This window comes from Streptomyces sp. NPDC102274, from assembly GCF_044766385.1.
Classification (GTDB): Bacteria; Actinomycetota; Actinomycetes; order Streptomycetales; family Streptomycetaceae; genus Streptomyces.
Map to the genome: position 1 here is coordinate 131910 of NZ_JBIWLW010000010.1, position 15280 is coordinate 147189.

General features: G+C 70.3%; 14 protein-coding genes. 10 read left to right on the top strand and 4 right to left on the bottom strand.

Going from position 1 to position 15280, the window contains the following annotated elements; genetic code table 11:
• Nucleotides 1-21 precede the first annotated feature (21 nt).
• The 8 genes from ACIRQP_RS16540 (at nt 22) to ACIRQP_RS16575 (ending at nt 8279) form a co-directional block, all read left to right on the top strand.
• On the top strand, nt 22-615 hold the full coding sequence (locus ACIRQP_RS16540; protein WP_403889764.1) for a TetR/AcrR family transcriptional regulator: 594 nt from the start codon (nt 22-24) through the stop codon (nt 613-615).
• Nucleotides 616-824: 209 nt separating this feature from the next.
• The gene (locus tag ACIRQP_RS16545) at nt 825-1688 is read left to right on the top strand and encodes a helix-turn-helix domain-containing protein (protein WP_403889767.1); all 864 of its coding nucleotides are present in this window, start codon (nt 825-827) and stop codon (nt 1686-1688) included.
• Between the two features lie 332 nt (nt 1689-2020).
• Entirely contained in the window at nt 2021-2932 is a 912-nt protein-coding gene (locus ACIRQP_RS16550; RefSeq protein WP_403890044.1) for a TauD/TfdA dioxygenase family protein, read from the top strand.
• Nucleotides 2933-3302: 370 nt separating this feature from the next.
• On the top strand, nt 3303-4040 hold the full coding sequence (locus ACIRQP_RS16555) for a FadR/GntR family transcriptional regulator (RefSeq protein WP_403889769.1): 738 nt from the start codon (nt 3303-3305) through the stop codon (nt 4038-4040).
• Nucleotides 4041-4200: 160 nt separating this feature from the next.
• On the top strand, nt 4201-5295 hold the full coding sequence (locus tag ACIRQP_RS16560) for an asparaginase (RefSeq protein WP_403889771.1): 1095 nt from the start codon (nt 4201-4203) through the stop codon (nt 5293-5295).
• 108 nt (nt 5296-5403) lie between these two features.
• Nucleotides 5404-6834: an aspartate ammonia-lyase gene (aspA, locus tag ACIRQP_RS16565; RefSeq protein ID WP_403889773.1), complete on the top strand. Its 1431-nt coding sequence runs from the start codon at nt 5404-5406 to the stop codon at nt 6832-6834.
• A 97-nt stretch (nt 6835-6931) separates the two neighbouring features.
• Complete coding sequence (locus tag ACIRQP_RS16570; protein ID WP_403889776.1) at nt 6932-7189, top strand: hypothetical protein; 258 nt, start codon at nt 6932-6934, stop codon at nt 7187-7189.
• Between the two features lie 217 nt (nt 7190-7406).
• A complete protein-coding gene (locus ACIRQP_RS16575; RefSeq protein ID WP_403889778.1) occupies nt 7407-8279 on the top strand; it encodes a serine protease in 873 nt (290 codons plus the stop codon).
• A gap of 126 nt (nt 8280-8405) precedes the next feature.
• Here ACIRQP_RS16575 and ACIRQP_RS16580 read toward each other — a convergent pair whose 3' ends face one another.
• Entirely contained in the window at nt 8406-9065 is a 660-nt protein-coding gene (locus tag ACIRQP_RS16580) for a class I SAM-dependent methyltransferase (RefSeq protein WP_403889781.1), read from the bottom strand.
• Complete coding sequence (locus ACIRQP_RS16585) at nt 9058-10074, bottom strand: hypothetical protein (protein WP_403889784.1); 1017 nt, start codon at nt 10072-10074, stop codon at nt 9058-9060. Before ACIRQP_RS16585 ends, ACIRQP_RS16580 begins: the two co-directional genes overlap by 8 nt.
• Nucleotides 10075-10268: 194 nt before the next feature.
• On the opposite strand from ACIRQP_RS16585, the gene ACIRQP_RS16590 reads away from it, so the two are divergent.
• Nucleotides 10269-11132 carry an SMP-30/gluconolactonase/LRE family protein gene (locus ACIRQP_RS16590; RefSeq protein WP_403889787.1) on the top strand — a complete coding sequence of 288 codons (864 nt, stop codon included), beginning with the start codon at nt 10269-10271 and terminating at the stop codon, nt 11130-11132.
• A 165-nt stretch (nt 11133-11297) separates the two neighbouring features.
• Here the strand turns inward: ACIRQP_RS16590 and ACIRQP_RS16595 are convergent, their stop codons facing one another.
• Together ACIRQP_RS16595 and ACIRQP_RS16600 are read right to left on the bottom strand one after the other, a co-directional pair.
• Nucleotides 11298-13634: an amino acid adenylation domain-containing protein gene (locus tag ACIRQP_RS16595; RefSeq protein WP_403889790.1), complete on the bottom strand. Its 2337-nt coding sequence runs from the start codon at nt 13632-13634 to the stop codon at nt 11298-11300.
• On the bottom strand, nt 13631-13939 hold the full coding sequence (locus tag ACIRQP_RS16600; RefSeq protein ID WP_403889791.1) for an acyl carrier protein: 309 nt from the start codon (nt 13937-13939) through the stop codon (nt 13631-13633). Before ACIRQP_RS16600 ends, ACIRQP_RS16595 begins: the two co-directional genes overlap by 4 nt.
• Before the next feature lie 146 nt (nt 13940-14085).
• On the opposite strand from ACIRQP_RS16600, the gene ACIRQP_RS16605 reads away from it, so the two are divergent.
• Nucleotides 14086-14847, top strand: a complete 762-nt coding sequence (locus tag ACIRQP_RS16605) for a thioesterase II family protein (protein WP_403889794.1) — start codon at nt 14086-14088, stop codon at nt 14845-14847.
• Nucleotides 14848-15280 lie beyond the last annotated feature (433 nt).

The window sequence follows — 15280 nt, forward strand, 5'->3', positions numbered from 1 at the left end:
CCGGATAGTCAAGAGGGACAGATGCGGGCCGACGCCAGGAAGAACCGTGACCATCTGCTCGCAGTCGCGGGCGCCGTCATCACCGAGCAAGGCGTCGACGCATCGCTGCGCGACATCGCACGCAGAGCCGACGTAGGGCTCGCCACGCTGCTGCGGCACTTCCCGACGCGCGAGGCCCTGCTCGACGCCCTCCTCCGCGCGAGCTTCGACGAGCTGACGGCAAAGGCGGGCGAGCTCGAAACGTCGAGCTCGCCCGAACACGCTCTCGTTTCGTGGCTACGCGACTGCGTCGCGTGGACAACCGAGTACCGGGGCGTGACCGTGCTGATGGCAGCCGCCATCGAGGACACCGAATCCGCGCTCCACGCCTCGTGTGTCACCCTGCGCGCGGCCGGTGCGCGGCTCCTCACCCGTGCCCAGGCCGCGGGCATGGCACGGAGCGATATCGACGGCACCGATTTGTTTGCGCTGGTAGCCATGCTCGCCTGGCTCGGCGATCAACCCTCGCTCGCACCACGCGCCGATCACCTCTTCGAGGTGGTCGCGAGCGCGATTCTGACCAGCGCGGGGAGCGGCCATGTCAAGGGAGAACGCCGCCCTCGGGTCCGTAGCTGAAATCGTCGCGCATGCGGCCGCCGCGCCGGCGGTTCGGACGGTGACGTGTTCGCGAGCTCACCGGATTCTTCGGCCCGGCCGAAGATGTCACCACTCCTGGGAGTTCCGGACGAGGCGTCAGATTCCCATGTTCATGCCGGGGCCGCTGTGGCAGACTCCCCGGTGTAACGGTGGCGCTCGGGGGGTGCTGTGGTGCGTAGAGGTGGGATGTGAGCGAGCCGCGCTCCGCGCCGACGATCGGCCAACTCGTCCTCAGCAAGCAGTTGCAGACCCTGCGCGAGGGCGCGGGCCTGAGCCGGGAGCAGGCGGGCAGGCTGCTGCGTGTCACCGCCGCCACCGTCCGCCGGATGGAGACGGCCGAGGTCTCGCTCAAGATCCCCTACGTGCAGATCCTGTTACCCGCGTACGGCGTGCCCGCCGACGAGGCCGAGATCTTTCTGCGACTGGCCGACGAGGCGAACGAACCGGGCTGGTGGCAGCGGTTCCACGACATACTCCCGGACTGGTTCAGCGGATACGTGAGCCTCGAAGAGGCCGCCACGACCATTCGCTCCTACGAACCGCACTTCGTACCGGGGCTGCTCCAGACCGAGGAGTACGCCCGCGAGGTCCTCACCGCGGGCGCCCTGGGTCGGATGACCGACCCCGGCAGGATCGAACGCCATGTCGCGCTGCGCAAGCGGCGCCAGGCGTTGCTGACCCGCGCGGAAGCCCCGACCCTCTGGGTCGTCCTGGACGAAACGGTACTGCGCAGACCCGTCGGCTCGTCGGCCGTGATGCGGGCACAGATCGACCGGCTGCTCGAGGCGACGGAACTGCCCAATGTGACGATTCAGATAGCCGAGTTCGCCGCGGGCCATCACCCCGGCACCTACAGTCCGTTCGTGCTGTTCCGCTTCGATATGCCCGAAGTGTCCGACATGGTGTACATCGAGTATCTGACCGGTGCTCTCTATCTCGATCAGGACGCCGAGGTCACCGAACATATGCGGGTCATGGACCGGATGGTGGCCCACGCGGAGTCCGCGAGCCGGACGAGACAGCTCCTCACCACGTTCCGGCGGGCGATCTGAGGTACCGTGCCTGCCATGGGTACGTACTCGAACTTCCGTGCAGCGGAGCCGCGCCACAGCGGCCCCCACGGTGAGTGCGAGCCCCGCGGCCACAGCTTTCTGCGTCGCCGCGGCCGGGTGGGATCTCCCCCGGCCCGTTCCTGTCGCTGATCCGCGACGCCACCCGTAGCCCCACCGGCCTGTCGTCGACGGCCCGTACGCTCCGGGATCCTGCTCCGCCGAACTGCCCTGTGTGGTGCCTCCCGTCGTTACCCCAGAGGAGACCCGTGACCATCGCCGCCCCCTCCGCCGCCTCCACCCCCTCCGCCGCCTCCGTATCCTCCGCACCGTCCGTGTCACCCGTACTGCGTGATCACCGCATACCCGCCGACGGCCTGTACGAAGGCCCCCGCGCGCTCCGCCGCCTCCCGGAGAAGTGGGAGGACCGGCCCTACGAACTCTTCGACGTCGTCCCGCAGGGACGGATCATCGGCGCCGAGATCCGCGGGCTCGACCTGTCCCTCCCGCCCGCGCCCGCCGTGCGTGACGAGCTCAACCGGGCGCTGCTGGAGTGGAAGGTGCTCTTCTTCCGCGGGCAGCATCTGTCGTCCGAGGCGCAGCGCGCCTTCGCCCGCAACTGGGGCGAGTTGGAGACCAATCCGCTGCTGGCCACCGGCGACGCCCCGGAGGTGGTCCGGTTCGACCGGAGCGCCGTGCCCACCTTCGAGAATGTGTGGCACACGGATGTGACGTTCCGTGAGCGGCCCGCGCTGGGCGCGGTGCTCCAACTGCGCGAGGTGCCGCCGGTCGGTGGTGACACGATGTGGTCCTGCATGGCGGCGGCGTACGACAATCTGCCGCAAGGCGTGAAGGATCGTATCGACGGCGCCCGTGCCGTGCACGACTTCGTCCCGGGCTTCGCGCGGTTCTCCTCACCCGCCCAACTGGCCCCGTTCCAGGAGCTGTTCCCGCCCGTCGAGCATCCCGTCGTACGGCGCCACCCCGAGACCGGCCGGCGGATGCTGTTCGTCAACACCTCCTTCACCACCCGGATCGTGGGGCTGGAGCGTGCGGAGAGCGACCGGCTGCTGCGCCTGCTGTTCCAGCAGGCCCATGTGCCCGAGTACCAGGTGCGGTTCCGCTGGCAGGCGGGGGACATCGCCTTCTGGGACAACCGCGCCACCCAGCACTACGCGGTCAACGACTACGCTCCGCACCGCCGCGTGGCCGAGCGCGTCGCCATCGCGGGCGACCGGCCCTTCTGACGGCGCCGCAACTGCCGCGGCCCCCGGATGTCGCCGCCGCGTGGCGATGTCGTGATGGGATGGATTGTCATCCTCTGTAGCCGAATGCCGGGCCTCTACCCTGATCCGGTCAGCTATGGAAAGTGGGACATATGTGTCTGTCACCGACGAATACCTCGCCGACAACGCGAAGTGCGCGGCTGCCTGCGGGGGCCACCTGCCCCTTCCCCTCTCCGTGCCTCTCCGTGGCCGCGGACCGCGATCAGCCCAGTCCGCCCGCCCGTTCGGTCAGTGGTCTTGCCGTGCCGGAGGACGGTGTTCATCCTGACCCCGAGCCGCTCCGCGAAGGGCGTTCTTGACAGCGATCTCCCCGGGGGTTCAGGATGCGCGGGTGAACCTGTCAGACAGCCAGACAGCTGGCGAACCGCTCAAGCGGATCAGCGCCCTGGAAGCGGTGCTCGGTCATCTGCGCGGTGCCATCGAGCGCGGCGAGTACGCCGTGGGGGAGAAGCTCCCCTCCGAGGCGGAGCTCTGCCGCCGCCTGGAAGTGAGCAGACCCGTGCTCCGGGAGGCGCTGCGCGCGCTCCAGACCATGGGCCTCACGGCCTCGCGCACCGGTAAGGGCACCTTCGTCCTCTCCCACGGCCCGGTCGAGGACCCGACCTTCGGTGACTACTCGGCGAGCGACCTCCTTGAGGTGCGCCGCCATGTGGAGATCCCGGTGGCCGGTTACGCGGCGCTCCGCCGCACCCCCGAGGACCTCGACCATCTCGCGCATCTGCTGGAGCGGATGGAACGGGAGACCGACACCACCGCGTGGGTGGCGATGGACACCCTCTTCCATCTCGCGGTCGCGCGGGCCGCCCAGAACCCCGTCTTCCGGAGAGTCATCGAGGAGATCCGGGACGCGCTGTCCCGCCAGTCGGCGTTCCTCAACGATCTGGGCGGCCGGCGCGAGCAGTCGAATCAGGAGCACCAGGCGATCGTCGACGCGCTCGTCGACCGTTCCGAGCACGACGCCGTGGACGCCATGACCCACCATCTGGCCCGCGTCGAGTCGACGTTGACCACCATCGTGCGCTCGCCGCGGCGCGCGGTGTCCGGCACAGAAGGCGAAGACCGGGCGTGAGTGAACCATCCCGCCGGCTCCCCGGCTCGCCGTGGAAAGCCGCTGCCGGGACCGCTGCCGCTGCCGGGACTTCCGCCGGTACCGGGACTTCCGCCGGTACCGGGACTTCCGCCGGTACCGGGACTTCCGCCGGTACCAAGAACGACAACGAGAGCTGAGCATGAGCCACCCCACCCCAGCGGGTGCCACCCCGCCACGCCCCGTACGGGGAGAGCCCCCCGCCGTCCGCGAACCGGCCCATGTCCCCGTCGCGCATGTCGTACGGGGAGGCGTCATCGAGGGCGTCCACCACGGCTCGGTCGTCGTCCTCGCGGCCGACGGCAGCGTGGAGTTCCGCGCGGGCGACATAGAGGCCGCTTTCTACCCCCGCTCGGCGCTCAAGCCCGTCCAGGCGGTCGGACTGCTGCGCGCCGGACTGCTGCCGCTCGACAGCGAGTCGCTGGCCCTCACCGCGGCCAGCCACTCCGGCGAGGAACGTCATCTGGCCACGGCCCGGCGCATCCTGGACGCCGCCGGACTGACCGAGGACGACCTGCGCAATGTGCCCGATCTGCCGTACGGCCCGGCGGTGCGTGACGAGTGGATCCGGGCCGGGCGCGGCCCGAGCCGGCTCGCCCAGAACTGCTCGGGCAAGCACGCCGCCATGCTGATGACGGCCCAGGCCAGGGGCTGGTCGCTGGAGAACTACCTCCACCCCGGGCATCCGCTCCAGCGGGAGATCGCCTCGGCCGTCGAGGAGTTGACCGGGCAGGCGATCGCCCGGGTGACGGTCGACGGATGCGGCGCGCCGCTGTTCGCCGTGTCCCTGCACGGTCTCACCCGGGCCGCGGCCCGGATCGCGACGGCCGCGCCCGGCACCGACGAGGGCCGGATCGCCCATGCCATGCGCGAGCACCCGGAGATGGTCTCCGGCAGCGGCCGGGATGTCGCCCGGCTGATGCGCGCGGTCCCGGGACTGCTCGCCAAGGACGGGTTCGAGGGCGTACAGATCGCGGCGCTGCCGGACGGGCGGGCCGTCGGCGTGAAGATAGCCGACGGCGCCGACCGCGCCAGGATGCCGGTGACGGCGGCGGCTCTCGCCAGGTGCGGGATCGACCCGGAGATCCTCGCCGGATTCGACCGCGCGCCGGTCATCGGGGGCGGACAGGAGGTCGGAAACCTGCGTGCGGCAGGCGCTCTGGTCCCCTTCTTCGCCCCGTCGGCAGGTTCGGTTCCGCCCGTCCCGTCCGCGCCGCCCGCCTCGTCCGTCGCGTAACACCGTTCCACGGCTTCGCCGTTCCGCCGTTCCGTTGCCCCGCCTTCCCGCCTTCCCTCGTCCCTTTGCTACGGGACACCCACCCTCAGCTCACGAAGGACCCGCGACATGACTGTCGGCCACCGCCGCGAACACGATCTGCTGGGCGACCGCGACATCCCCGCCGACGCGTACTGGGGAGTCCACACCCTGCGCGCCTCGGAGAACTTCCCCATCACCGGTACTCCGATCGCCGCCTACCCCCATCTGATCAACGCGCTCGCCGCCGTCAAGGAAGCCGCGGCCCGCGCCAACCAGGACCTCGGGCTGCTCACCGCCGGGAAGGCCGACGCCATCGCCGCCGCCTGCCGGGAGATCAGGGACGAGGGCCTGCTGCACGACCAGTTCGTCGTGGACGTGATCCAGGGCGGCGCCGGTACGTCGACCAATATGAACGCCAACGAGGTCATCGCCAACCGGGCGCTGGAGATCCTCGGTCACGCCAAGGGCGACTACCACGAGCTGCACCCGAACGAGGACGTCAACCTCAGCCAGTCGACGAACGACGTCTACCCGACCGCCGTCAATGTCGCCACGATCATCGCCGTACGGGAACTGCTCGACGCGATGACGATCCTGCGCGAGGCGTTCGCGGCCAAGGCGGAGGAGTTCCGCGAGATCCTCAAGATGGGCAGGACCCAGCTCCAGGACGCGGTGCCGATGACCCTCGGCCAGGAGTTCTCCGCGTACGCGGTGATGCTGGAGGAGGACGAGTGCCGGCTGGCCGAGGCCGTCTGCCTCGTCCATGAGATCAACCTCGGTGCGACCGCCATCGGCACCGGCCTCAACGCCCCGACGGGTTACGCGGAGGCCGCCCGCCGCCATCTCGCCGCCATCACCGGACTGCCCCTGATCACCGCGGCCAATCTCGTCGAGGCCACCCAGGACTGCGGCGCCTTCGTCCATCTCTCCGGCGTACTCAAGCGCATCGCGGTCAAGCTCTCGAAGAGCTGCAACGATCTGCGGCTGCTCTCCTCGGGACCGCGCGCGGGCTTCGCGGAGATCAACCTGCCACCGGTGCAGGCGGGTTCGAGCATCATGCCGGGCAAGGTCAACCCGGTGATCCCCGAGGTCGTCAATCAGGTGGCCTTCGAGGTGATCGGCAACGACGTCACCATCACCATGGCGGCGGAGGCGGGGCAGCTCCAGCTCAACGCCTTCGAACCGGTCATCCTGCACTCCCTCTCGGAGAGCATCACCCATCTCCGGGCCGCCTGCGTCACGCTCGCCGAGCGCTGCGTGTCCGGTATCACCGCCAATACCGAGACCATGCGCGCGAGCGTGGAGAACTCCATCGGGCTCGTCACCGCGCTCAACCCGCATATCGGCTACCTCGCCGCGACCGAGATCGCCAAGGAGGCCCTCGCCTCCGGGCGCGGTGTCGCCGAACTGGTCCTGGAACGAGGGCTGCTGCCGGCCGACCGGCTCATGGCCCTGCTGCGCCCGGAGGTGATCGCGGGTACGGGTACGGGAACGGAGGCGAGGGCGGGGGCGGCCTGACAGAGAACCGCGCCCATGCCTCGGCCCGCCCGTGACGCCCTCCGCCCGCCGGTGGAGGGACGCGTGTCCTCTGTCGTCTCCACGCGTTACACCGATCATGAACGCGTATCGATTTCTCACCGCCGCCGCGGCAGGCTCCGCGCTGCTCGCCGCCGTCGCCCCCGCCGCCCAGGCGGTCGAATTCGGCTCCACCCTGAGCAGCACGGCGCAGACCGCGGCGACCGTGGGCACCAAGGCCGAGCCCGTCGTGGAAGGTGTCCTCGGAGGCAAGGTCGACAAGAAGGTGGGCGCCGTGAAGGGCGCGGTGAAGGCCGGGGCCGACGCCGTGAAGGCGGGGAACGATCTGATCAGCTGAAGGGATTGACGGTGGGGGCGGTGCCGGGCCGGCGCCGCCCCACCGTCATGTCACGGGCCGGAATCCCAGGGATCCCGCGAAAGGGGTCAGGCCCGTCCCCCGGGCGGACGTCGCTACTTCGGGCTCACTCGTCCAGGCATGGTTGCCCGCTGCCACACATGCGTCAACAATGCCCATGACAAAACCGAAGGAACTTCGGTCACAGAGAGGACCCCACATGAGAAAGCCTCTCCTCGGCGCGCTGCTCGCCGTTCTGCTCCTCGGAGCGGGAGCGGCACCCGCCATGGCCACAGGCCATGACGCGGGCGCGCCCACGAAGGCCGCCGGGATCGCGGCACCCGCCCAAGCCAAGGTCCAGGCAGTCGACTTCGCCGGAACGGTGGCGCTCAGCAACTGTTCCGGCTCCGTTGTCCGTACGCCCGCTTCGCAACCGAGCGACCCCGCTCTCGTGCTGTCCAACGGCCACTGCCTGGAGAGCGGCATGCCCGCCGCCGGCCAGGTCATCGTGGACCGGGCATCCACCCGCACCTTCAGCCTGCTGAACTCCTCGGGCACCGGCGTCGCGACCCTGCGCGCCAGCAAGATCGCGTACGCGACGATGACCGACACCGATGTGTCGCTGTACCAACTCACCAGCACCTACGCGCAGATACAGAGCTCGTACGGGATATCGGCGCTGGAACTCAACGCCACCCGCCCGGTCCAGGGCACCGCGATCAAGGTCGTCTCCGGCTACTGGAAGCGGATCTACAGCTGCAACATCGATGGATTCGCCTACCAGTTGAAGGAAGGGAGCTGGACCTGGAAGGACTCGGTCCGCTACACCTCCGCGTGCAACACGATAGGCGGTACCTCGGGCTCGCCCGTGATCGACAACACCACCGGCAAGGTAGTCGCCGTCAACAACACCGGCAATGAGAGCGGCGGGCGCTGCACGGTCAACAACCCGTGCGAGGTGGACGAGAACGGCACGGTGACCGTGCGTCAGGGCATCAACTATGCCCAGGAGACCTACGGGATCGTGCCGTGCGTCGGCACCGGCAGCAAGATCGACCTGAACCGTACGGGCTGCACCCTGCCCAAGCCGTAGGACGCGGGCCCCGCACACACGGCGTGGCGTCGCCGGGGGACCGGCGGCGCTGTGGGCGGGGCGGATGGACCACACCGTTCGAGCTCCGCCGGCCCTGCCGCACCTCGCGAACTCGGCTCGCTCTCCTCAGCCGGGGCCAGGGGCGGCCGGCGGTTCCGTGACGCCGACGAAGTTCCTCGCCACGGGCCGGATGCGGACCGACCACCCCAGCGCGGTCAGGTCGTCCGTGAGCGTCCGGGCATCGTGGAATACCTTCACGATGCGGTACTGGCTGCCGTCATCGAGTCGGCGCAGCGCCGCGGGGACGGGCTGATCCGTCAGGACTTCCTCCTCGGCGGCCACGGCGGGACCGTCATCGATGAAGATCGCTTTGCCGCCCGGGGCGAGGGCGGCGGCGACGGCGTTCCAGAAGTCGGGCAACCGCGCCGGCGGAACATGGGAAAGCCAGAAGGCGAAGAACACGGTGTCGTAGCGCCGCGGCGGACGCCACTCGAACACGTCGGCCTGAATGAACTGAACACTGGGCGAGGCGGTACGCGCACGGGCGAGGGCCAACACCTCGGCTGCCGCGTCGACAGCCGTCACCGAACGCGCCCTCGCGGCAATCCTCGGGGTCCACTGACCCGTTCCGCAGGCCAACTCCAGCACATCCCCGGCGATCGGGAGTTCATCGACGACGGTCAGCAACTCCCGCAGGTCTTCGCGCTCCGCATAGGGCCGGTCGTATTCGGCGGCTCCGGCCCTGTAGTAGGCCCTCTGTTCTGCGAGCAGTGCGTCGTCATCCATGCGGGTTCCTCTCATCCGGGTTCGCTCGATGGTGGTCACCACCTCGCACGTATACGGTCTCGGCGAGGCGGTCGACGCCGAATCCGCTGATCAGCAGGCGTTCCTTACGGTTACCGGTGAGCAGCTGGCTCCATTGAACGAAGCCGCCGTCGCCGACTTCCAGCTGTTGGCCTCCGATATTGGTGTAGATCTTGAAGCAGACGCCGGTGTAGTAGCCGCGTCCGGTGGCCCGGTCGGGGTCCTCACACACCTCGACTCCTGGCAGTCCGGCGAGGTCGTGGCGCACCTGCTCCAGCGTCGGACCGGTCGCGTCCTCCGGAAAGGTCAGCCGGATCCGTGTGTCCTGTGCCCCGACATCGGCCATGGCCCGCGCGGCGAATCGTAGGTGCTCGACCAAGTGCCGCCGCTCGAAGAGTCGGTTGCCGGTGTCCCGGCCCGCGGTCACCAGACCGAAGAGCTGAAAGTGGGCGAGCATTCTTGGGTCGTCGGTCCACTGGGCACGCGCCACTCGCTGGCTCGCAGCAAGCCGCACCGGCGCGTTCGAGCGCGGGTCGACGGCCAGGGCGAGGGAGCGTCGGTGGGATGCCTCCAACGCCAGTGCGTTCGTCGGGTCGGCGGCCACCTCGCTGCCCCGGACAGTCGCGATCACCTTGCGCGGATCGACGGTCGCGACGGCCGAATGCGTGGCCAGCGGCACAACCGGGGCGAGCACGAGAACCTCGAAGTCGTCGGGCAACGCCGACACCAACGCGTCCTCGGCGCGGCGCAGCGCTGCGAAGCCGACCGGCGCTGGGGCCACGAACCGATCGCTGCGATAGCGCCGCATCACCTCGGCCGGCGAGACCTGGTCCGCCCGGCGCCGGAACACCTCCAGCAGCAGCGTGGTCAGATCCGCGCCCGACATCCCGTCGGCCAGCAGCTCCAACAGTTCCGGATCGCCGGCCCGTGCCAGAACCCGACGCAACGCCGGGTTGAGGGGGACGTCTCCGGTGAGGTCATCGTGAGCCATGAACATGAGTATCACCATGCGGATGTCGGCTGGACCAGCGAGTTTCTGACACTTCGACGGTTATGCGGCGAGCGTGCGTGCCGGGCGCCGCCGGGCAGGCGGGACTTTGAAGACAGGCACTAGCATGCGTGTGATCGCGAGCGGAGCCGTCGGGGTGCCGGGGCCTCCGGAAGGCTGGGACGAGAGGGGCCGCTATGCGCGCCGAACAGTGGACCGGGGTCGTCACCCATCACGGCGAGGGCCCCGGCTGGGATCCCGGCGCCGGGCGGCTGAGGATTGTCGACCTGCTGGCCGGCGACCTCCTCACCTTCGACACCGAAGCCGACGGCGGCGGTGCGTACCAACGGTGGCATCTCGGCGAGGTCGCGGCGGCCTGGCGGCCCCGGCGCTCCGGCGGTGTGGTCGCGGCCGTCGAGCGAGGCTTCGTCCTGGTGGCCGAGGACGGCACGGTCACCCCCGGCGACGAGCTGTGGAGCGATCCCACGGTCCGGATGAACGACGGGGCCTGCGATCCGGCCGGGAACTTCTACTGCGGTTCCATGGCGTACGACGCCCGCCCCGGTGCCGGTTCCGTCCACCGCCTCGCCCCCGACGGTGCCACCTCTCTCGTCCACACCGGGGTCACCATATCCAACGGCCTCGCGTGGGCCCCTGACGGTGACTTCGCCTACTACGTCGACACCCCCACGCAGACCATCGCCCGGATCACGACCGACCCGTCGACCGGACACTTCTCCACCCCCGAGCCCTGGGTCACCATCGATCCGGGCGACGGCTCCCCCGACGGCCTGACCGTGGACGCCGAAGGGGGAGTGTGGGTCGCTCTGTGGGGCGGATCCGCCGTCCGCCGCTACGCCGCCGATGGCGCCCTGGACGAGGTGGTCGAGGTCAACGCACGCCAGGTCAGCGCCTGTTCGTTCGGTGGTGACAGCTATCGCCGGCTCTTCGTCACCACCTCGCGGCAGGGCCTCGCGGACGGCGACGACCCGGCGGCGGGCGCCGTGTTCACCGTCGACCCGGGGATCGCCGGACTCGCCCCGCTGCCGTACGCCGGATAACGGAGTCCAGCGGACCGCCGTCGGAAGCGGCGTCGATTTGCCGCCGGTTCATGCCACCCGGCCTCCAGTCCGACCAACGGTGGCTTCGCGGCTGAGGGCGGCACACATCAGCCGCACGCATGCCGCCTCGCCGTCGGGGGATGGGGGCCGGGACCGCCCGGGGGTTCACCGCCGGCGCAGGAGGGCCGCCCGGTCGACCTTGCCCGTGCTGGTCAGGGGCAGCTCGTCGAGCGCGACGACGCGCGTGGGGATCATGTACGACGGCAGGATGGCCCGCAGGGCGCGTACGACCTCGGCCTTCGAAAGCGGCTCGGCCGTCGGCACGTAGAAGGCGGCCAGCGTCCGCCCGCCCGGCCCCGTGGGCGCCACCACCGACGCGGCCCGGACGCCCGGGCACTGGAGGAGGGCGCTCTGCACCTCGCCCAGTTCGATCCGGTAGCCGCGCACCTTGACCTGGTCGTCGAGGCGGCCCAGGAACTCCAGGTCGCCGCTCGGCAGCCAGCGGGCGCGGTCACCTGTGCGGTACATGCGCTCGCCGGGGCGCTGGGCTCCCGGGTCGGGCAGGAACTTGGCAGCGGTGAGACGGGCGGCCGCGGCGTAGCCCAGGGCCACGCATGTGCCGGCGATGTACAGATCGCCCTCCTCGCCGAGGGGGCAGGGCCGCAGGTCGCCGTCGAGCACGTAGTAGCGGGCGTTCTGCATCGGTTTTCCGTAGGGGATGCTCGGCCACGCGGGGTCGACGTCGCTCACCCGGTAGTGGTTCGACCAGACGGTACATTCCGTGGCGCCGCCCAGCGCCACCACCTCTGCGTTCGGGAACGCGGCCCGGATCTGGTCCGGGAGCGGCACCGGGATCCAGTCGCCGCTGAGGAGGACCAGGCGGAGCGCGTCGCGCCCGGCGGGCTCGCGGGCCTGGACGAAGGGCATGACCATGGCCAGGGAGGCGGGCGCCGAGTCCCAGATGGTGATGGCCTCCTGTTCGAGCAGGTCCACCAGGGTGTCCGGCTCGGCGAGTTCCGCCGCCGACGCCAGCCGTATGGTCGCGCCGGCGGCCAGCACGCCGAAGATGTCGTAGACCGAGAGGTCGAAGCAGAAGGACGTGACGAACAGGATCTCGTCGGCGGGCCCGACCTCGTAGGTACGGTTCATCCAGTCGATGAGGTTCACCGCCGACCGGTGGGTGACGACGACTCCCTTGGGCGCACCGGTCGAGCCGGACGTGAAAATGGTGTAGCAGACGTCGTCGGCCGTCGGACCGGTGGCGAGGGGGGCGGTCGGCCGGAGGCCGACGTGATGGCCGGTCCACAGCGGCTCGCGGCCCGGTGCCACACGGTCGCGGGACGGCTCGACGCGGATGACGGCGTCGTACCGCTCGGCGAGTTCGCCCGTGAACTCCTCGGCCCGGCGGCGGTGGACGCTCGCGTGGGCCACCCCGGGCAGGAGTTCGGGGAGGCGCTCGACGAAGCGGGGCGGCACCCGGAGGCCGGGGTAGGTGCTGAGCCCGGGGTCGATGAGGTCGGCGAGGACGATGACGCCGTCATCGGCGAGCAGCCCGAGGAGCGAGTCGAGGACGCCGGTCAGGTGGTCGAGGTCCGGCAGGAACTGCACCGTACTGGCGAGCACGACGACGTCGAACGGGCCGTGTACCCGCTCGGCGGCCTCATGGGCGAAGCACACCACGCCGTCGACCTCGCCCCCGGCGCGGACCCCGGTCTCCTCGCTTCGGGCCACGGACACCGGGGAGGGGTCGACGGCGACGTAGCGGGACGCCCACGGTGCCAGGGCCTCGACGATCAGGCCGGATCCGCACCCGATCTCCAGGATCGAGGGCTGTTCGGCGGACGTCGCGGCCCGTACGAACCGCGTCACGTGGTCCTGGTAGCCCCGGACGTCATCCGCGGTGAAGGGCCGTTCCGAGCGGCGCGTGTTGAAGCCGGCGGCTTCGAGCGGGTCCGGGGAGCCGGACACGTAGTCGAAGAGGTCCGCGATCCGCTCGCGCCGGAAGGTGGCCGACCAGGAGAACTCCTCGGGGATGTCGGGGCACAACACGTGGCGGAGCGACGGCACCTCCCACCGGAACTCCTGTACGGAGGTCAGAGATACGCGGTCGGTCAGCACGGCCGCCACATTGAGCTGGTCGAGCAGCCCGACCACCCGGGGGGCGGGCCACGCCGGGTCGAGCGGGACGTAGGAGGCGCCGGCTTTGAGCACCGCGAGCATTCCGACGAGGGCCGAGGCGTCGCGCTCGCCGTAGACACCCACGCTGGAGCCCCGGCCCAGTCCCAGCTCGCGCAGCAGCCGTGCCAACCGGTTGGAGTGGCGGTCCAGTTCGCCGTGGGTGAGGACCTGCTTGTCGGAGGTCACGATCGCCGGGTGGTCCGGGTACCGCCGGGCGGCCTCGGCGATCAGCCCGGGGATCGTGGCGTCGTCGCGGAACGGCCGCGCGGTCTCGTTCCACCCGCTCCAGGGGGCGCCCGGAACGGACGTCGGCGGGGCGCTCACCGGGCCGGTGCCCGAAAGGCCTCGTGGGCCGCCAGCGCGCCGGTCAGTTCGTTCACCGTCGGGTGGTCGAAGAAGAGCCGGAGCGCCAGGCGCACGCCGAACAGGGCCCCGAGCGTGGCCATGATCTCGGCGACCAGCAGGGAATTCCCGCCGGCATCGAAGAAGTCCTCGTCGTCGTCGAAGTCGTCGTGCTCCAGTGCGTCGACCCACCGAACCCGCACCTGGGCGCGCAGCAGCTCAAGGTCCGGGCCATCGTGGCCGACGTGGTCCGGGCTCGCCACCCCGACCGATCCGAAATCGTTCACCGCTCTCTCCCGCCTTCTCTCTCGGTGCTCCGCTTCTTCAACCGGGTGTCAGTCTTGCCGTGGCGATCGGCCGTTGTCCGAGGATCTTTCAGAGATCAGTCAGGGTTGGCGCCCGAGGGCCGCGGTGACTGGTCATCCTCACGTGCATGGGAACAAACACGAAAAGTCGCTGGTTCGTCGGTGTCCCGCACGATGACCTCAAGGAGTGCGCGCTGTACGCCTTTCCGCACGCGGGCGCCGGCGTGACCACGGTGCGTCAGCTGTGCGTCGAGCTTTCCGACGCTTTCGACGCCTTCGCGGTACGCCTCCCGGGCCGGGAGTCCCGGCTCGGGGATCCAGTGGAGACCGTCATGCCAGAACTCGCCGACAAGCTCGCCGACGAACTGCTCCACCACGCACAGGGACGGCCGGTGGTGCTGTACGGGCACTGCGCCGGCTCGGCGATCGCCTACGAGGTGGCACGGCGCCTGGACCCCGCCCGGGTGCGGGCGCTGGTCGTCTCCTCGCACCCGGCTCCTGGGAGCGTCCGCCGCGAGCCCACGTGGGCGTTGCCGCGGCAGGACTTCCTCCAGCAGGTCGTGGCGGACGGGTACCTCCCGTCGCAGCTCCTCGCCAACGAGGAATTGCTCGACATCGTCGAGCCCGCCCTGCGCGCCGACTACGAACTCATCGAGACCTACGAGCTGGAGCTGTACGAGGGCGGTGCCACCGAGCCCGTCCCGGTTCCGACGGTGGCCGTGTACGGCCGCGACGACCACACCGTCGACCCCGCCCAGGTCGACGCATGGTCGGCGCTCACCACCGGGCCGTTCCGGGTCGTGTCGCTGCCGGGCAGTCATGACCTGCCGAGCAGCCGTCCGGCGGACCTGGCGGCGGCCATCCGCGAGGCCCTGGCGGCCGTCGCCTGAGCACGGGCGCGGGCCCGGCCCACCTGGCCAGCACGGACGTTCTCGTATGCGTCGAGGACGCCCCGGAGGGGCCGACGTGGTGGCCGGGCCTGCCGTGTCCGCGGCGCCCGGTCGGGTCTGGCAGACATCTGTCAGGCGGTCGGATGACTCAAGAATCCCTTCCTAGGGTGGGCTCACGAGTGGCGGCGGTTTCCGCTGGCCATGACAGGGGAGCCGCGCACCGGACGTCCGAGCTGCGCTGCGACGCGGGCCAGTGACGATCGAGAGTTTCTTCGGGGAGTCTGCATGGGTTCTGGCGGCGGTGTTTCTTCGTCGCAGGGGCGATGTGGCCTGAACAGGCTCTCGCGCCTGCCCCCAGCGCGCCGTACCGCGCCCCGCGGCCGCCCCGCGAGGTCGCGCTGTGTGCGCTCTTCGCCGCACCGCCCCCTGCCGA